Annotated in this window: 15 protein-coding genes; 12 read left to right on the top strand and 3 right to left on the bottom strand. The window is 40.3% G+C overall.

All coding sequences use genetic code 11. The annotated features are described in order from the left end of the window. The first annotated feature begins 5 nt into the window (after nucleotides 1–5). Nucleotides 6–1,721, top strand: coding sequence for a GMC family oxidoreductase (locus OQX61_RS22030; RefSeq protein ID WP_265843983.1), 1,716 nt, complete (start codon nucleotides 6–8; stop codon nucleotides 1,719–1,721). Here OQX61_RS22030 and OQX61_RS22025 read toward each other — a convergent pair. Together OQX61_RS22025 and OQX61_RS22020 are read right to left on the bottom strand one after the other, a co-directional pair. Next, nucleotides 1,666–2,745, bottom strand: coding sequence for an aminoglycoside phosphotransferase family protein (locus tag OQX61_RS22025; RefSeq protein ID WP_265843982.1), 1,080 nt, complete (start codon nucleotides 2,743–2,745; stop codon nucleotides 1,666–1,668). The two genes, OQX61_RS22030 and OQX61_RS22025, sit on opposite strands and share 56 nt — an antisense overlap. A gap of 79 nt (nucleotides 2,746–2,824) precedes the next feature. Then, the gene (locus tag OQX61_RS22020) at nucleotides 2,825–3,844 is read right to left on the bottom strand and encodes a LacI family DNA-binding transcriptional regulator (protein ID WP_265843981.1); all 1,020 of its coding nucleotides are present in this window, start codon (nucleotides 3,842–3,844) and stop codon (nucleotides 2,825–2,827) included. A 446-nt stretch (nucleotides 3,845–4,290) separates the two neighbouring features. Between OQX61_RS22020 and OQX61_RS22015 the strand changes: the two genes are divergently transcribed. From OQX61_RS22015 to uxuA, 8 genes are all read left to right on the top strand, one after another. Continuing rightward, complete coding sequence (locus OQX61_RS22015; RefSeq protein WP_265843980.1) at nucleotides 4,291–5,643, top strand: Gfo/Idh/MocA family oxidoreductase; 1,353 nt, start codon at nucleotides 4,291–4,293, stop codon at nucleotides 5,641–5,643. 209 nt (nucleotides 5,644–5,852) lie between these two features. Beyond that, a complete protein-coding gene (locus OQX61_RS22010; RefSeq protein WP_265843979.1) occupies nucleotides 5,853–6,062 on the top strand; it encodes a hypothetical protein in 210 nt (69 codons plus the stop codon). Between the two features lie 254 nt (nucleotides 6,063–6,316). After that, entirely contained in the window at nucleotides 6,317–6,655 is a 339-nt protein-coding gene (locus OQX61_RS22005) for a helix-turn-helix transcriptional regulator (RefSeq protein WP_265843978.1), read from the top strand. A gap of 217 nt (nucleotides 6,656–6,872) precedes the next feature. Then, entirely contained in the window at nucleotides 6,873–8,813 is a 1,941-nt protein-coding gene (locus tag OQX61_RS22000; protein WP_265843977.1) for an alkaline phosphatase family protein, read from the top strand. Nucleotides 8,814–8,852: 39 nt separating this feature from the next. Continuing rightward, nucleotides 8,853–9,530, top strand: a complete 678-nt coding sequence (locus tag OQX61_RS21995; RefSeq protein ID WP_265843976.1) for a response regulator transcription factor — start codon at nucleotides 8,853–8,855, stop codon at nucleotides 9,528–9,530. Next, nucleotides 9,527–10,780 carry a HAMP domain-containing sensor histidine kinase gene (locus OQX61_RS21990; protein ID WP_265843975.1) on the top strand — a complete coding sequence of 418 codons (1,254 nt, stop codon included), beginning with the start codon at nucleotides 9,527–9,529 and terminating at the stop codon, nucleotides 10,778–10,780. The genes OQX61_RS21995 and OQX61_RS21990 overlap by 4 nt, the downstream gene beginning before the upstream one ends. Before the next feature lie 178 nt (nucleotides 10,781–10,958). Beyond that, nucleotides 10,959–11,780: an SDR family oxidoreductase gene (locus OQX61_RS21985; protein WP_265843974.1), complete on the top strand. Its 822-nt coding sequence runs from the start codon at nucleotides 10,959–10,961 to the stop codon at nucleotides 11,778–11,780. Nucleotides 11,781–11,784: 4 nt separating this feature from the next. Continuing rightward, nucleotides 11,785–12,960 carry a mannonate dehydratase gene (gene uxuA / locus OQX61_RS21980; protein ID WP_265843973.1) on the top strand — a complete coding sequence of 392 codons (1,176 nt, stop codon included), beginning with the start codon at nucleotides 11,785–11,787 and terminating at the stop codon, nucleotides 12,958–12,960. Here the strand turns inward: uxuA and OQX61_RS21975 are convergent. Continuing rightward, the gene (locus OQX61_RS21975) at nucleotides 12,957–13,994 is read right to left on the bottom strand and encodes a LacI family DNA-binding transcriptional regulator (protein WP_265843972.1); all 1,038 of its coding nucleotides are present in this window, start codon (nucleotides 13,992–13,994) and stop codon (nucleotides 12,957–12,959) included. The genes uxuA and OQX61_RS21975 overlap by 4 nt on opposite strands. Before the next feature lie 164 nt (nucleotides 13,995–14,158). Between OQX61_RS21975 and OQX61_RS21970 the strand changes: the two genes are divergently transcribed. From OQX61_RS21970 to OQX61_RS21960, 3 genes are all read left to right on the top strand, one after another. Continuing rightward, the gene (locus tag OQX61_RS21970; RefSeq protein ID WP_265843971.1) at nucleotides 14,159–15,286 is read left to right on the top strand and encodes a glycoside hydrolase family 18 protein; all 1,128 of its coding nucleotides are present in this window, start codon (nucleotides 14,159–14,161) and stop codon (nucleotides 15,284–15,286) included. Between the two features lie 119 nt (nucleotides 15,287–15,405). Then, nucleotides 15,406–16,083 (top strand): hypothetical protein, encoded by a 678-nt coding sequence (locus OQX61_RS21965; protein ID WP_265843970.1) that lies wholly within the window; start codon nucleotides 15,406–15,408, stop codon nucleotides 16,081–16,083. Between the two features lie 65 nt (nucleotides 16,084–16,148). Continuing rightward, nucleotides 16,149–18,245, top strand: a complete 2,097-nt coding sequence (locus tag OQX61_RS21960; RefSeq protein ID WP_265843969.1) for a hypothetical protein — start codon at nucleotides 16,149–16,151, stop codon at nucleotides 18,243–18,245. Nucleotides 18,246–18,249 lie beyond the last annotated feature (4 nt).

Raw genomic sequence — 18,249 nt, 5'->3', positions numbered from 1 at the left:
CACACATGTCAAATCTGAATATAGATAGTATAAAAGAACATACCTATGATGCCATTGTTATTGGCTCAGGGATTAGCGGTGGCTGGGCAGCCAAAGAATTTACAGAAAAGGGGTTAAAGACCCTGGTGCTGGAAAGAGGAAAAGACGTAAAGCACATCGTCGATTATCCGACAACCAATAAATATCCCTACGAATTTGAACATCGTGGAGAACTTACGCTGGCAATCAAAAAGGAAAACCCGGTGGTGAGTAAATGTTATGCTTTCAGAGAAGATGCCATGCATTTTTTCGTGAAAGATAAGGAGCATCCTTATGTACAGGAGAAGCCTTTTGACTGGATTCGAGGGTATCAGGTGGGTGGTAAGTCGCTACTTTGGGCCAGACAAACCCAACGTTGGAGCGACCTTGATTTTGAAGGACCGAAGCGTGATGATTTTGCGGTAGACTGGCCAATCAGGTACAAAGACCTTGACGCCTGGTATACTTATGCAGAGCAATTTGCAGGAATTTCCGGTAATAAAGATGGTTTGGTAGCTTTGCCGGACGGTGATTTCTTACCAGCTTTTCCACTCAATGCAGTCGAAGATTACTTCAGGAATACCATGCGCGAAAAGTATGAAGGCCGCCATGTGATCAGCGCCAGATGCGCACATTTATCTCAACCTAAACAGGTGCATTTTGACCAGGGCAGAGGGAAATGTCAGAACCGTAACTTATGTCAGCGGGGTTGTCCGTTTGGCGGTTATTTCAGTAGCAATTCTTCTACTTTACCATGGGCACAAAAAACAGGAAACCTGACCTTGAAGCCGTTTTCAGTTGTGGAATCTGTAATTTATGACGAAAAATTGGGCAGAGCTTCCGGCGTTCGCGTGGTCGATACCAATACCAAAGAAGTGCGCGAATATTATGCGAAAGTGATCTTTGTAAATGCAGCGGCGATCAATACCAACCTGATTTTATTGAACTCTACCTCTTCACGTTTCCCGAATGGTCTGGGAAATGACAGTGGAACGCTAGGGAAATATGTGGCTTTCCACAATTATAGCGCAAGAATTGGTGCAGAATATGATGGATTAAAAGAATTTAGCACTGACGGCAGAAATCCTGCCGGAGGCGGTTACATCCCAAGGTTTAGAAACCTCCTGAAGCAGGAGACCAACTTTAAACGCGGTTATGCGGCTGGTTTTTCTGCTTACCGTAGTCCGGAGAGAGATACTTCCGGTATGGGGGCAGCTTTAAAAGTGCAGTTACTCAATAAAAATCCCGGTCCATGGCAGGTGGGTTCGCACATGATGGGGGAAACAATCCCTAAGGAAAGCAATTATGTAAAGTTAGATGCAGATCAAAAAGATGCATGGGGCATTCCATTGTTAAGGATTTCCGTTGATTATGACGACAATGATGTGAAAATGAAAAAGGATTACCTGGAACAGATGACTGAAATGTTTACGGAAGCCGGATTTAAGAACATCAAAGCGGATGATGGCTCGCAATCACCGGGATTAGATATCCATGAAATGGGTGGGGCAAGAATGGGACATGATCCTAAGACTTCTGTACTCAACAAATGGAATCAGTTACATGATTGCAAGAATGTATTCGTTACTGATGGGGCTTGCATGACCTCTACGTCAACACAAAACCCATCATTAACTTATATGGCGCTTACAGCGCGTGCGGTTGATTACGCGGTTCTTTCGATGAAGAAAGGGGAGCTGTAAACTCTTCTTCCATTTTTAAATATTCTTTTAACAGGGCGATCTGATTGATTGCTCTGTTAAAATTATGGCCTTCATATTTAGCACCATAATAGATATCATTCTGTAAGTGATCTGCCAGGAAGCGAATCGCCTGCATATAGATGATAAACTTACCTGCATAAGTGAAATACTGTTTCTCCGTATCACTCAATACAGCAGCCATTTCTTCCATATAACCTTCGTAAATGGCTTTAAAGAAGTCTTTTCTGATGCTGATCTTCGTCAAATCAGTTTCTTCTTCACTTGCAGCACATAGATAGGTTCTCATCATATCACCCACATCACTGATGAAATAACCAGGCATTACCGTATCCAGGTCAATTACACAGATTCCTTTGTTGTTGGCATCAAAAAGTACGTTGCTGATCTTTGTATCGTGATGAATCACTCTCAAAGGCACCTCGTCATTGGCTACAATATCAAGATAAGTGTTTACAATGCTTTTGTGCTCATTGATGAAATCAATATATTCTTTGGCTTGCTCCAGACGTTCCGGATTGGCATTGGCACAGGCGGTTTTAAACTGCTCATACCTCAGACTCAGGTTATGGAAGTCAGGAATGGTGATGTTTAAGGTTGCAGCGTCAAAATCTGCCAGCAGCGCAGAGAATTTTCCAAACTGTTTGGCTGCTTCATAAGCTTCTTCTCTTTTTGTCAGGGCGTTTAAAGAAACTGAGCCTTCGATAAATGGCGTCATGCGGAAATATCCGGATGGGGTATTTAGCAGAGATTCCCCTGATAAAGCCTTTACTGGCGATACAAACAGGTACTCCGGGTCTTTCTTATTTAAAAAGTCTTTTAACAGACTTAGGTTTTTATCAATATTTGAAGGCTCTTTAAATACATCAGTATTCACCTTTTGCAGGATATAGCTTTGCTCAGCGGCAGTCACTTTCCAGGTATGGTTTATCAGGCCATCGCCAAATAAATTAACAGTCGTGTCATCAGAATTCAGGCCATACAATGGTAAGATATTTTCGAACATGCGTCTTTTCAAGATTGGTTACAAATTCAAACGTAATTATTTATGTGATCAAAACCAGTGAGCAAACGTTTGCGCAAAATTACTTAGGATTCGGAATAATTAATTCTGACTCCACAACTACGTTGAAATAAGCCTGTTCTGTACCGGTTTCATTTTTAGGTCTGTTGATCAGATCTATTAGAATATCTGCAGCTTTCTTACCTTGTTTGTATGGAAACTGTTCTACAGAGGCAATCGGCGTGTAATCCATGTAATTAATAATCGGCAGATTCGCGTAACTGACAAAGTCGATTCCTTCCAGTTCCAGAGAACGGGTATGTCTCATCGCAAATAAAGCGACATAATCATTAAAGGTAACGATGGCTGTCGGTTTACGTCTGTGGTTCAGCATGGTGTTCATCACTTCAATGGTACCGCTTTCGGAAAGATCGCAGCTCACAATTAAAGAAGGGTCAAATTTCAGGCGGTTGGAGATCATGGCTTTAATATAGCCTTCTTTCCGCTCGTGACTGGCTACCAGTGTGGTAGGCCCGTTGATCATCCCGATGGTACGGTGACCTTTCTTTAGCAAAAAGTTTACCGCTTCATAGGTTCCGTTCTCCAGGTTAGAGGCCACATAGTGGATGTCTTTAATAGGGGGGATGCGGTCAAAAAATACAACAGGGATATTCAGTTTCTTAAATACCTCAAAATGTTCATAAGTACTGGTTGTCTTAGAGACAGATACCAAAAGCCCGTCTACACGTTGGGTTTTCATTTTCTCTACCAATAGTTTCTCGCGGTCAGCATCATCATGCGATTGTGCAAGTAAAACGGTATAGTTTCTTTTATAGGCAACATCTTCAATGCCACTAATGGCAGTTGAAAAGAAAGATTCAGATAATTCCGGTAAAATCACACCTATTATATGTGACTTCCCTTGTAGAAATTGGATCGCTTTCTGATTTGGCTCATAATTTAGCTCTGCAGCTAGCTTTTTGACCCTCATCTTTGTTGTTAAACCGATACTGGAATGGTCATTTAAAGCCCTTGAAACGGTAGAAACCGAAATCTTAAGTATTTTGGCTATTTCTTTTATCGTGGTTGGTTTATCAGACATGATGTTCAAATATTGGTATAAACTTTCAATAACCTTCAATTATTTTGAAAAAACAATTCGCATAAAACCCAATTGTTTGATGCTTAGGAGTAAAATGTGCGCAAACGTTTGTTTGAAAATATAAGCCTGAATTTAGGTTTCAAGGGGTGTTTTTTTAGTGAAAATCGCATTTCATTGAGTCTAATCGCCGTATTTTGTTAATTTATGTAAGGTTTGCTTAGTATAACGATCATGAAATTGTTACAAATGAGGGAATGGCTGATTTTTACCGGCAATTCCATTTTTTAAATTATAGAATCTTTAAATATCAAACGTTTGCGTGTATTTTTTGAAGGGCAATTTGCATGGGTTGTGGATATAGTCTATACCTTGTAATCGAAAAATCGCGTATGGTATGTCATAAAAGCGATACTTTTGAACCGAACATATATAATGAACTGAATATTATGAATAGAAGACAATTTGTTAGAAATAGCGGCATCACTGCCGCCGCTATAACTGTTTTACCTGAGCAATCTGTTTTTGCGGGCACTAAGGGTGAAAAGATTAAGGTAGCAATGATTGGAGTGGGAATGAGAGGCCAAAATCACCTTGATCTTTTATTGAAGAGAGATGATGTGGATTTGGTTGCGATCTGTGATGTAGATGAAAGAATGTTAAATTCTGCAAAAGCCCTGATTGCAAAATCAGGAAAACCAATGCCAAAGATTTACACTGGTGATGAAAATGCCTGGAAAAAACTTTTGGAAACAAAAGGATTAAAAGCAATTGTAATTTCTACACCATGGGAATTGCACAAGCCAATGATCATTAAATCAATGGAAGCTGGTCTTAAATATATCGCTACTGAAGTAATGTTAGGTATTACACTTCAGGATCACTGGGATGTAGTACAAGCGTCAGAAAAACACAATGCTCATGTGATGATGTTGGAAAACGTTTGTTACAGAAGAGATGTGTTAGCAGCGTTAAATATGGTACGTCAAGGGGTGTTTGGTGAAATCATGCACTTACAAGGTGGTTACCAACATGACCTTAGAGAGGTTAAGTTTAATGATGGTAAAGGCCCTTATGGTGGTGGTGTAGAATTTAATGAGAAAGGTTTCTCTGAAGCAAAATGGAGAACTAACCACTCGGTACACCGTAATGGAGATTTATACCCAACACATGGTATCGGTCCGGTTGCACATTGTATCAACATCAACAGAGGTAACAAATTCTTAAAATTGAACTCTTTTGCAACTAAAGCAAGAGGTTTACATAACTATATTGTAGAGAAAGGTGGCGAGAACCATCCAAATGCGAAAGTAAACTTCCGTCTGGGCGATATCGTGACTACGACTATCGACTGTGCAAACGGCGAAACGATTATCTTACAGCACGATACTAACCTTCCAAGACCTTATTCTATTGGTTTCAGAGTTCAGGGCACTAAAGGCCTTTGGATGGATGTTAACAAGAGCATATATGTAGAAGGTGTAAGCAAGCCTCATGCCTGGGATCCAGCAAAAGAGTGGTTAGAGAAATATGATCACCCACTTTGGAAAAAATACGGTAATGACGCACAAGGTGCAGGTCATGGTGGTATGGACTTCTTCGTAATCCATGCTTTCATTGAAGCAGCAAAAAGAAACGAGCCTACACCAATGGACGTTTATGATGCAGCAGCATGGAGTGCAATTACGCCATTAAGTGAGCAATCTATAGAATTAGGAAATGAAACAGTTGATTTCCCTGATTTTACCAGCGGTAGCTGGATGACTAGAAAACCAATTTTCGCCTTAAACGACGATTATTAATCTTATTGAATTTTAGCCATGTTTTCGGGGGATTTTGAAGCTGAATTAATTTAGTCTCAAAATTCTCCGGATTTGCTAAAGCCTCAATTCGCATATTTTCATAAAAGGAGCAGTATGATTTTTCATAATTGCTCCTTTTTTTTGACAAAAAAAAAGGAAGAAAACGATTTTCTTAACGTTAACTTAACATTGGAAACGCATCTTTGTATATGTTTTTAACCATTCTTGCTTTAACGTTTTTATTGTTCGCTTTGATCGCAGCTTTTAAAATGGAGTCCTTTTTACAAGGATTTCTATTTATTGTGGCTTTAGCTGTCGTTGCTGGGGTATTTTATTTATTTATTCTTTTTCCTGGTTTTTCGGGTTTGGCAGTGGCATTAATGCTGGGTGCTTTTATCTTTAGACAGAGTAAAAAGTAATCGACCTATCTGACTACTGTGCAGCGACTTAACCAGGTATTGCCTGGTGCTTTTCCGATGTTTTTTTGCCCTTTAAAGCGTAAAAAAACACCGGAAAATTGATGCTTTTTGGCTCTTTTCTTGCTAATATATTTAGTTCCGAAAAACAGTTTCGATTATTTATTTCAAAATTTTGTAATAATATGATAATATTATATTTAATATTTCTTAAATTTATTTCAATTAGGGGTTATTAAAAAATAATAATATTCATTATGAAAACATTAGGGGAGAAATTTAGAATTTTACGTCAAAAAAAAGGGGTCAACCAAAAAGCGATGGCCGATCTGTTGGATATCTCAATTCCAGCATACTCAAAATTGGAAACCAGTATTACTGATCCGAACTTTAGCCGCATCAATCAGATCGCTGAAGTACATGGATTGAGCTTAAGAGAGTTTCTGGACGTTGGGGAAGAAGGCGTAAGTGAACACATTCAGATCATCGAACAATTGAAGGAAAAAATCAGTCAATTAGAGAGTTCTGTGATCCGTTTGCAAAGTAAACTGATTGATTTATATGATAAAGAAGATCAGCGCAATAAAAGCGTTTAATCTTTAGCAGATTTGTAGGTATCGGTGTCTTTATTGTTCTCTTAACTCATTGATTGTTACTTGTTTATTTAATGAGCAATTAGTTGTTTAGAAGCTTTTAAAGACGCTGATACTTCCTGTTTTTTATCTTCAGTTTTACTACAGAATAGGCGATTACATTTGACTATATTTTATAGTTTTTATGGGCCTTTCTTTTTTGTTTAAATCAAGGTACAGTGTGCTTTTTTCCTATGTGGCAACGTTTATTGCCGGGTCGTTCCTGATTCGTCTTGGATTGATGGTTGCTACATTGGAAAACACTGGTTTTTCCTTCCTTTCCATCCTGCGCATCTTCGGTCAGGGTTTAGTGTACGATTTCGGTGTAGCCATGTTTCTGGTGCTATTTTACGCCCTTTATTTATGTTTTCTGCCGCAGCGCTTTGTCAGGTCCTGGTTTAATATTTTGCTCAGCTATGCAGTTTTATTCCTGATGACGGTAATTGCCATGTTCTCTTTCTTTGCAGAACTTACTTTTTGGCAGGAATTTGAAAGTCGATTTAACTTTATCGCTGTAGATTACCTGGTTTATACTTACGAGGTGATCCACAATATCAATGAATCCTATCCTTTGCCCTTGTTGATCGGTGGAGTAGTGTTGATTAGTCTGTTGGTGTTGTTTGGTTTTATGAAAACAGGTGCATTTAAACATCATTTTCAGTCAGCTACTACTTTTAAGAAAAGAGTCACGATCACCGGCATGATCTTTTTGAGCTGTCTTTTTTACGGATTTTTTGTCCCCGATTCATGGGCAGAAGAAGGTTCAAACCGTTACCATAATGAACTGGCTAAAGCCGGTATATATTCTATTTTTTCTGCCTTCAAAAACAACGAACTCAATTACAATCATTTTTATAAGATGCTGGATAAACCGGAAGCTTACCGGGTCATCAGGTCTTCCCTACAGGAGGGTAACGGACGGTTTTTAGCTGCTGATGCCAGCATAAAAAGAAATATTAGCGGAACCGGGACTGGCTGTAAACCGAATGTGATCATGATTACGGTGGAGAGTTTAAGCGCTGATTTTATGGCACATTTTGGGAATAAGGAAGGTTTAACACCAGTCCTGGATTCTTTAGCAAATACCAATTTGTTGTTTACCAATATGTATTCCACGGGAACAAGAACGGTTAGGGGGATGGAAGCGCTTTCGCTGGCAATTCCACCAACACCGGGGAGCAGCATTGTGAGGCGTCCGGGTAATGACAGCCTGACCACCATTGGGAATGTTTTTGAAAAGGCGGGTTATCACCGCAGCTTCTATTATGGCGGTGATGGGTATTTCGACAATATGAACCAGTATTTTGGTAGCAATGGCTATGATATTGTTGATCGTGGCAGAAAGGTGATGGCCGGTGATCATTACCTGACCAAACGAACCATTATTACGGATGAACAAGTTCATTTTGAAAATGCCTGGGGCATTAGTGATGAAGATTTGTATACCGCAGTGATCAATGGCTCTGACCGCCAGTTCGAAGCGGGGAAGCCATTTTACAGCTTTGTCATGACGACTTCAAATCACCGTCCTTTTACTTATCCGGAAGGAGAAATTGACATTCCTTCAGGAACGGGTAGAAATGGCGCTTTGAGGTATACAGATTATGCTATTGGCAGGTTTTTACGTGAAGCGGCTACCAGGCCATGGTTCAAAAATACGGTGGTGATTATTGTAGCAGACCATTGTGCCAGTAGCGCCGGAAAAAATGAAATTGACATCAGTAAATACCATATTCCCTGTATCGTATTGAATTTGCCAGCCGGTGTAATGAATCTGACAGGGAAAAATAAACAAATTACTCCTTTGTGTTCCCAGATAGACTTGTATCCAACGTTGTTCAATCTATTGGGCTGGAGCTATGAAAGTAACCTTTTTGGCAAAGATGTGCTGGCGAAATCTTTTGTACCCAGAACTTTCCTTGGCACTTATCAAAAGCTGGCTTACCTTAAAAACGATAGTCTGGTCGTGTTGAGTCCACAACAAAAGGTGGAGACTTTCCTTTATGACCCGCTTAAAAACGAGCAGCTTCCCCGCAAATTCTCCGGACATGTGGTTAAAGAAGCAATTGCAAATTACCAGACAGCTTATGATCTTTTCAAGAACGGTGGTCTACATCAATAATAATTATTAACTTAAAAGCCATCTGGCATATCTGATTTGATGAAACTACTATTAATTGAAGATGAGCAGTCGCTCCGCGAAAGTATCCTTGCTTATTTTAGCGCGGAAGGAAATATCTGTGAACTGGCTGTCGACTTTCAATCTGCAATGGAGAAAATCAACCTTTACCAATATGATTGTATCTTACTGGACCTGACTTTACCTGGTGGTGAGGGAATGGAAATCCTGCGTGCACTAAAGAAATTGAATAAGAAAGACGGGGTTTTGATCATTTCTGCCAGACATTCTCTGGATGATAAAGTAGATGGTTTAAACCTGGGTGCCGATGATTATCTGGTGAAACCTTTCCATTTATCTGAACTGCAAGCCAGAGTTACTGCGATTGTCCGCAGAAAAAGTTTTGACGGCAACAGCACAATTATCTTTAATGAAATTAGTATTGATACTATCGGGATGAAGGTGATGGTGAATGACCGGGTGTTGAACCTGACGCGTAAGGAGTTTGATTTGCTGGTTTATTTTACCGCTAACCAACGGAAAGTGGTGACAAAGAATGCGATTGCGGAACATTTATGGGGCGATGAAATAGATTTGTCGGACGATTTCGACTTTATCTATACGCACATCAAAAATCTGCGTAAGAAACTGATCGAAGCAGGGAGTAAAGATTACATCAAATCCATGTATGGTGTGGGCTATAAGTTTGAGAACATATGAAACTTTCCAGTCGGTATAACCGGGTAAATATATTGGTATCTCTTCTGGTCTTGTTATCGACCGGGGTGATTTATTATGTAGTCATCCATTTTATACTGACGGAGAAACTGGACCGGGACCTGCGGATTGAAGAAGAGGAAATTCGTGCCTATGTACAAAAATACCATAAGCTGCCGCTGCCCGCTGATTTCCATGATCAAAAGGTAATTTACAGGATGGTTAGTCCTTCGGATACCCTGGGCAGGAGCTATAGCAATAGCATTTATCTGAATGAAAAAGAACATGAAAAGGAACCGGGAAGACGCCTGACCACCTTCATGAAAGTGAACGATCAGGTGTATGAGGTCAGTGTGGTGAAATCCAGACTGGAAGCTGAAGACCTGGTCCGTATTATCTTTTTGATCAGTTTGCTGATTATCGTCCTGCTGTTGCTGACACTTTTTCTGGTAAACAGGTTTTTATTGAATAGTTTATGGCAACCATTTTATCATATTCTTGATCAAATGAAAGCTTTCAACCTGACGGGTAAAAATGAGGTTAAAGTAGCGCAGAGTAATATTGATGAATTTGTAGAATTGAATCAGGCGGTACTGTTAATGTCTAACCGTGTGAAGGAGGACTATACAGAGTTGAAATCTTTTACAGACAATGCGGCGCATGAGATGATGACACCTTTAGCTGTGATCAATTCTAAGCTGGATACATTACTGCAAACCGAAGGTTTCAGCGATAAACAAGGAGAATTGATAGAAGATATTTACCTGGCTGTAGGCCGGCTATCCCGTTTAAATCATTCCTTATTGTTACTGGCGAAGATTGAAAACAATATGATCAAGAATGAAGAACCGATTCATTTGAAACCTTTGATCGAACAGAAACTGAGACAGTTTCAGGAGTTGTTGCAATCTGCGGAGATTACGGTTTCCACACAGCTGGCGGATAAAGAGGTGTTAATGAGTAAGTATCTCGCGGATATTTTACTGAATAACCTGATCAGCAATGCCATTCGTCACAATGTTAAAGCCGGGCGGATGCTCGTTTTATTAACCTCCGATCAATTGATTTTTAGAAATACAGGCATCGAAATGGCTTTGGATGGAGGCAGAACTTTCGAACGGTTTAATAAAACAGCAGCTTCAGAAGGGATGGGCTTAGGCCTGGCTATCTCCCGGCAAATTTGCAACCATTACGGCTTTTCCATGACCTATAGTTATGAAGCTGGTCTGCATACATTCTCTGTTAATTTTTAAGCATTGCCAGGACAGAACCCGGACCTTGCTTTGGGCAGGAGCGGCGAATTGCTCATATTCCCGGGCTGATCGGGTAAAAACGCAATCGTTATCGTAAATATTTCAGGTTATCCGGCCGTATTCAATGTTTAATTTCCTTAACATTGATTCTAGTATTTAACCTATATAATCATAAACTATGAAGGGCAAAGATCTGTTTTCATTAGAAAACAAGGTGATTGTAATTACCGGGGCAACCGGTGTTTTAGGCGAGTCGTTTGCGCTTGCTGTGGCTGCTGCCGGAGCTAAAGTTGCCATTCTGGGTAGAAACGAAGAAAAAGCAAATGAACGCGTTAAAGCGATCACAATAAACGGTGGAGAAGCGATGGCTGTCATCACCGATGTGCTGGATGAAAAAGCATTGATCTCTGCAAGAACACAAATTCTAAACGCCTGGGGAACCATTGATGGGTTGGTAAACGCAGCCGGAGGTAACATTCCGGGAGCAACCATCGGTCCGGATCAGAATATATTTGATATCAACATCGCGGATACTCAGAAAGCAGTAGAGCTAAACCTTTTCGGTACCGTATTACCTACACATGTGTTTGGTAGGGTGATCGCAGAAAAAGGAAAAGGTTCTATTGTGAATATTTCTTCTTTGGCGGCTCAACGCCCTTTAACCAGGGTTTTAGGGTATACCTTAGGGAAAAATGCGATAGAAGGATACACGAAATGGATGGCGGTAGAGCTGGCACAACGTTACGGCGACCGTGTCCGGGTGAATGCGCTTGCACCAGGAGTATTTTTGACGGAGCAAAACCGTTCCCTGCTCACCAATCCCGATGGCTCTTACACAGATCGTGCACAACGTTTTGTAAATCATACCCCTTTTGGTAGATTAGGGAACCCGGAAGAATTAAACGGAACATTGATCTATTTATTGAGTGATGCTTCTGCCTTTGTAAACGGAGAAACGATATTAGTAGACGGTGGATTTAATGCCTATAGCGGCGTATAAAACTATGGATAAAAAGAATCATAAATTATTGCAAACATGGCGCTGGTATGGGCCATCAGATCCGGTGAGCTTATCCGATGTAAAACAAGCGGGAGCCACAGGAATCGTCACTGCCTTACACCATATTCCTCATGGTGCAGTCTGGCCGGTGGCGGATATTCTGGAAAGAAAATCAATTATCGAAGCTTCAGGGCTACATTGGGCAGTGGTAGAGAGTGTCCCCGTTCATGAGGCGATTAAAACAAGACGTAAGGATGCGGATGTATACCTCGCTAACTACAACGAAACCTTGAAAAATCTGGCTTCTTGTGGGATTAAAACGGTATGTTACAATTTTATGCCGGTATTGGACTGGACGCGTACGCAGTTAGACCTGACGATGACGGACGGTTCAAAAGCACTTTATTTTAACTGGACTGACCTGGCTGTATTTGATCTTTTCATTTTGAAAAGGGAAGGTGCTGCTGCAGACTACCCGGAAAAAATAAGAGAAAGAGCTGGTCTAAGGCATTCGGAAATGACGGCTGCTGAGTTAGATTTATTGAGGATTAATGTCCTGATGGGCATCCCTAATGAGAAAGAAATCGAGCTTGAAGCTTTACAAAATAGTATTGATGAGTATAAAGAGATTGGTACTGCCGGCCTGAAAGAGAATCTGATCTGGTTCCTGAACGGGATTTCCGAAGTATGTGAGTCGGAAGGTATCAAGATGACGATTCATCCGGATGACCCACCATATCCGATTCTGGGCTTGCCACGTATCGCCAGTACAAAGGAAGATTTGCTATATATTATTAATAGTGTAAATCTGGATTTCAATGGCATATGTTTTTGTACCGGTTCTTTAGGCGCAGGCTTAAACAATAACCTTCCGGAGATTTTCGAAGCGGTGAAATCAAGGGTAAATTTCCTGCACCTGAGAAATGTAACCAAAGATGAAGAAGGTAATTTCTATGAAGCAGATCACCTGGGAGGTGATGTAAATATGTATGAAGTGATGAAGGCGATTGTGGCAGAGAATGTTTCGAGAAAATTGCCGATTCCATTTCGCCCGGACCATGGTCACCAGATGTTGGACGACCTGGCTAAGCATACAAATCCGGGTTATTCCGCAATTGGCCGCTTACGCGGACTGGCAGAATTGCGTGGACTGGAATTGGGGATTAGCGGAAATTACTAATCTTTAGAGAGGGTAGAAGAGCGAACCATGATCCTGGTATCCAGTTTTATGGTTTCAAAATCTACTTCATGGTGCTTCCGTTCGATTAATGAGATTAACTTTTCGGCAGCAAGCTGTCCGATTTCAAAGGCTGGCTGATGTATGGTACTCAACGCAGGGTTCATCGCATCGGCCAGTTCTGTATTGGTGAAACCAATTAAGGCGATGTCGTTAGGTATTTTATAACCTAATTTGTTTAACAAAGAAAGGCATCGGGTTGTAATCTGATCTGTAGCCGTGAAAATCGCATCTGGCGGCTCTGGCAAGGCCATGTAATATTGAATCGCTTCTTCCAGATCTTCATTTAACTTATGGGTATCGGTATAGTCGCAAGAGCGGAGATAAGCAGGGTTGAAGGCTATTTTTTGATCTGAAAGCGCTTGTTTATAGCCGTTTAATCTATCGGTAGAAATACTGAGTCTGGTATTGGTATTGAGGTGTGCAATGCGTTTAAAGCCATTCCTGATCAGGTGCATGGTGGCGTCGTAAGCGCCTTTAAAGTTGTCTGCGCCTACTTTGTGGGTATCTATCTGGTCGGTTAAACGGTCAAATAATACCATTGGCAGACCTGATTCCTGTAGGTTTTTAAGGTAGCTAAAGTCGGTAGTTTCACAAGCAGGGGAAATGAGTAAGCCATCTATTCCGCCGGAATATAACAAGTCAATACAAGCCATTTCTTGTTTTTGAGATTCCTTGCTTTGCATGATAATGATCTGGTAGGATTTATCCGTACTGATCTTGTCGATCCCATCCAGCATTTGCGCTACAAAGTTATTATCTAAGGAGCAAACCACCACACCAATAGATCTGCTTCTTCCTTGCTTTAAGCCTTTTGCCATCCGATTCGGAACGTAATGGTGCTCCGTTGCATAGGCAATTACCTTCTTTTTAGTCTCTTCCCCGATTTCATAGCTGTCGTTTAAAGCTTTGGAAATAGTAGAAGTAGACAGGTTCAGGGCCTTTGCAATATCCCTTAATGTGATACTGTTGTTCATACCGGTTTTATATATATGGGCTAAAATGCAATTATTAGGGGAGATAAGGGAATCTTTTTTTATTTATAAGCGCGATGTCTATTCTTTTCAGGGGGTTACAATGCCATTTTGTTTTCGCCTGATCTTTAATATCTTTAGGAGAAGAAATATCTAATCCTATCCAAATGAAAAAAGCGTCCGGTTTAATCTTATTGGTTTTGTTGTTTGGGTCCATGAAAAATGAGCACCGGGGAAAGGGAGCGAACGGTTCGGGGAAGGTCGTGATCGGTTATGTAGGCGGATTCAGAGGCCTGGTTAATACGGATGCGATAGCGCCGGAAAAGTTAACTCATATCAATTATGCTTTTGTGGATGTTCAGGGAAACCGGGCCTTTTTAACCAATGAAAAAACAGATACGGTAAATTTCAGAAAGCTGCTGCTGTTAAAAAGGAAGAATCCCTCGCTTAAAATTCTGATTTCTATTGGCGGATGGGCATGGAGCAAAAACTTTTCTGATGCAGTGTTGACAGATACTTCAAGAGCGGCTTTTGCTTCAAGTGCTGTAGATATCATTAGAAAATATAGCTTAGATGGGGTAGATATAGATTGGGAATACCCCGGCCGCCCGGGAGAGGTTGGCAATGTTTACCGGCCAGAAGATCAGCACAATTTCACATTAATGTTTGAAGCGCTAAGGAAAGAATTGGACATACTGGAAAAGGAAACTGCTCAAAAGAAACTGCTGACCACTGCTGTAGGTGGCTTTTCAGACTTCTTATTGCATACCGAAATGGACAAAGCGGCGAAATACCTGGACTATGTAAACCTGATGACTTATGATTACTATTCTGGTAAAATTGCCGGGCACCATACCAATTTATATCCTTCAAAGCTTTATCCCCCGCATAATTCAGCCGACAACGCAATTAAAGCCTATGTTGAGGCCGGTGTTCCTATTTCAAAATTAGTGATGGGCATCGCCTTTTATGGTAGAAATAGCAAAGTGGAGCCGGGAAGCGCAACTGGATTGGGTGCTACCTATATTAAAGGAGAATTTGGAAGTGGTTATACTAAGATAAAAGATAGCCTGGTAAATAAAAAAGGCTTTGTTGCCTATAAAGACCCTGATGCCAGAGCTTCTTATCTGTACAATCCAGACACTCAAACCTTAATCACTTATGACGATGAATGGTCGGTGAGGGAGAAGTGTAAATACGTGAAAGACAATGGCATGGGAGGTGTTATGTTTTGGGAATATGCCTCTGACCCCAAAGAATACCTGTTAAATGAAGTGATCAGGTCATTCAAATGAAAAATCTTTTAATTTAAACCCAGGATGTTTGCCGGTTCCATTCCTGAGTAATTCTCCGGATTATTGATAGTAAATTATATCTTTGGGAAATTATATATTTAATTATGCTTGCAGGGGATATGCTAAAGAGAAACGCGCGATACTTTTTATTAATACTGGTTTTATGTGTTTTTTCCTCCTGTTTTCAGATTATAGAAGAGATAAATGTGGCTAACAATGGCTCAGGAACGGTTAATCTAACTGTGAATTTAAGTGCCAGCAAAACGAAGGTCGCTTCCCTAATGCTTTTGGATAGTGTAAATGGGTATAAAGTACCCGGTAAACAGAAAATCCAGCAGGAAATGGAAGAAGTTGTAAGCTATCTGAAAAATTCTCCAGGGATTAGCAATGTGAAGAAAACACTTGATTTTGAGAATTATATCGCTACAGTAAGCTTTGCTTTCAAAAACATCTCTAATATTAATAATGTCAGTCAGAATGTGTTGAAGAAGATGAAAATCAAAGCAATCAACAATTCTTCTTTTAGCTTTAACCCGGAGAACGGGGTTTTTCAACGTCGTTACATCCATACAAAAGAGGCCTTAGTAGAATATAATAAGCTGAAACCGGAAGTTAAAAACGTGTTTAAGGAGGCGAGTTACACGAGCATTTATCGCTTTGAAAAAACCGTAGCTACAAGTTCGAATCCATCGGCGAAAGTATCAAAAACAAAGAAAGCAGTGATGTTAAACGCCGGGATCATGGGCTTGATCAACGGAAAAACTAATATTTCTAATCAAATAACGCTTGTGAAATAATTCTTTTAAAAATTGCACCTACTATCTAATTATATATAATACCTATTTAAAACACGATACAAAACATGAATTACTATTTTAAATCTGCAATTGCCGGATCTTTCCTGTTAAGCACACTTGCAGTAAATGCCCAGGATCTTTCCCGTAAAATCCCTGCTGATGCACTTGCTGTGGCCACTGTTAAAGGAGGGAATTTAACGCAGTTGATGTCTGTAAGCGAATTTAACCAGAGTTTTCCGGGTAAAAAGATCTTAGAAGCGCTTGCTAAAGATTATAAGGCCGATTTCCAGGGAATGGAAGATTTCGGTTTCAACCTATCTTCGGATTTCTATTATTATAATCAAACCAACGACAGTGTAAGTTATAACTGTTTCCTGATGCCTGTTAAAGATGCAGCTAAAATAGACCTGTTCTTTACAAAACGTGGCAAGCAATTTACCCTTAAAGACCAGGTCAGGTCTTATTTTAATATAGACTCTACGGAGATAGTTCACTGGAATGGCGAGATGTTACTGGCTGTACTTCCTACTGCAAAAGCGGCTTATTTCAATCGCCCGGAAGTTCGTGAGCGTTTAGGTTTATCAAAGCAGGAGGAGATTGGTCTCTCGCTTTCAAAAGAGTCAGCGGAAAGTGACTATCCTTTGATGACGGATTCAGTTGCCGTTCAGGTAGCAGGGGAAGGAAACCAGAAGATCAGTATGGGTATTGAAGACGATGCCACAGTTCAGGAACCGGTTAAGAAGAAAAAATCAGTACCTGCTAAGAACAGATCAAAAAAATCAAAGCTGAAAGGAAAGAAAACAGCGGTAAAAAACTATAAGAAGAAACCGGTAAAAAGACGTCTGGAAACACTGAAAGCAGATCCGGTAGCAGCAGAAGAAATGGAAGTGTCAACTGCTGTTGAGGCAACAGAGGCTTTTGCGACTGATAGCAGCATGGTCCCGGTAGATACTGCCTATTCGGAAAGCAGCGCTAGCGATGAAGGGATTAGCCCTTTCTTTCAGGATAGAAGACTGAAAACGGGAATACTGGCAAAATGGACCGCGAAAATGAGCGATGATTTTTTCGCAGGAAAGAATCAGGGTTCTATTTTAAGTAATCCGGACTTCACAAAAAGTGTTGACCATAAGGCTGAAGCTACCATCTGGATTTCCGGTGTAGAGCAGTTGAGTAGCGCTTATCTGCCTTTAGATTACTTTAAAGGGGTTAATTTTATGGGTGGTTATGGTACTGCCAATGCTAAACTATTCCTGGAAGAACAATCAATTAAGATGAGTTCGGCAATAACTTTTAATGAGGATATGGGCAGTGTAATGAGAAAAGTCCATAAAAGAAAGCTGAATAAGAAATTCCTGAAATATGTAAATGAAGATCAAATGATCGGTTATATGGCTTATGCGATGGATACGAAAGCGTACTTGCAGGAATACCCTAAACTGGTTTCTAAAATTTATGGCTCCGTATATGCTGATGAAATAGGTATGGCTACTGACTTGTTTTCCCTGTTATTGGATGAAGAAGCCATTGGAAAAGTGATCAAAGGAGACGGTATGTTTGTTTTCAACGGCTTATCACAAAAAGAAGTTTCTTATAAATCTTATGATTATAATGAGGAAAACTTCGAAACCAAAGAGGTGATGAAGACAAAGAAAGAAACTTTGCCTGACTTCCTGATGATGATTTCTACAGAAGATACCCGTTTGATAGACAAATTAATCGCTTATGGCGTGAAAAAAGAACTGGTGAAAAATAACAATAGCTATTATGAGATTTCTATTCCTAAAAGTCCGATGGCATTTTATTTTACCATTAAGGATGGGGTGATCTTTTTGAGTAGCAATGCGCAGGAGATGCAGCAGATTGTGAACAATACTTTTAACACAAAAGTTAGCGCTAAACATAAGAAAGCCTTATTGGGAAATAATTACGCAGCTTATTTCAGTCCTAAAAAACTAGTGGGTAAAATCCCGGCAGAAGAGTTAGGGGGACTGGCAAAAGTGGAGAAAACGAATAAAACGCTAAGTTCATTGGGTGATATCTATATCAGATCGTTCCCTATGACTGGCAACACATTTTCTGCGGAAATCAGTATGGATATTCCTGCCGGTCAGAAAAACGCATTGAAATACCTGTTCTCTATCACTGAGGACCTTCAAAAGTAAGGGC

Origin of the sequence: Pedobacter sp. PLR, assembly GCF_026239675.1 — a bacterium.
Lineage (GTDB): Bacteria > Bacteroidota > Bacteroidia > Sphingobacteriales > Sphingobacteriaceae > Pedobacter.
The sequence above is the reverse complement of the archived record's forward strand: the minus strand, read 5'-3'. Positions and strand labels throughout refer to the sequence as shown.

Coding starts and splice junctions, on each gene's coding strand:
- OQX61_RS21965 (WP_265843970.1), top strand. CDS start 15,406: ATGCTAAAGAGAAACGCGCGATACTTTTTATTAATACTGGTTTTATGT.
- OQX61_RS22030 (WP_265843983.1), top strand. CDS start 6: ATGTCAAATCTGAATATAGATAGTATAAAAGAACATACCTATGATGCC.
- OQX61_RS21990 (WP_265843975.1), top strand. CDS start 9,527: ATGAAACTTTCCAGTCGGTATAACCGGGTAAATATATTGGTATCTCTT.
- OQX61_RS22010 (WP_265843979.1), top strand. CDS start 5,853: ATGTTTTTAACCATTCTTGCTTTAACGTTTTTATTGTTCGCTTTGATC.
- OQX61_RS21970 (WP_265843971.1), top strand. CDS start 14,159: ATGAAAAAAGCGTCCGGTTTAATCTTATTGGTTTTGTTGTTTGGGTCC.
- OQX61_RS21985 (WP_265843974.1), top strand. CDS start 10,959: ATGAAGGGCAAAGATCTGTTTTCATTAGAAAACAAGGTGATTGTAATT.
- OQX61_RS22015 (WP_265843980.1), top strand. CDS start 4,291: ATGAATAGAAGACAATTTGTTAGAAATAGCGGCATCACTGCCGCCGCT.
- OQX61_RS22020 (WP_265843981.1), bottom strand. CDS start 3,844: ATGTCTGATAAACCAACCACGATAAAAGAAATAGCCAAAATACTTAAG.
- OQX61_RS22025 (WP_265843982.1), bottom strand. CDS start 2,745: ATGTTCGAAAATATCTTACCATTGTATGGCCTGAATTCTGATGACACG.
- OQX61_RS22005 (WP_265843978.1), top strand. CDS start 6,317: ATGAAAACATTAGGGGAGAAATTTAGAATTTTACGTCAAAAAAAAGGG.
- OQX61_RS21975 (WP_265843972.1), bottom strand. CDS start 13,994: ATGAACAACAGTATCACATTAAGGGATATTGCAAAGGCCCTGAACCTG.
- OQX61_RS21960 (WP_265843969.1), top strand. CDS start 16,149: ATGAATTACTATTTTAAATCTGCAATTGCCGGATCTTTCCTGTTAAGC.
- uxuA (WP_265843973.1), top strand. CDS start 11,785: ATGGATAAAAAGAATCATAAATTATTGCAAACATGGCGCTGGTATGGG.
- OQX61_RS21995 (WP_265843976.1), top strand. CDS start 8,853: ATGAAACTACTATTAATTGAAGATGAGCAGTCGCTCCGCGAAAGTATC.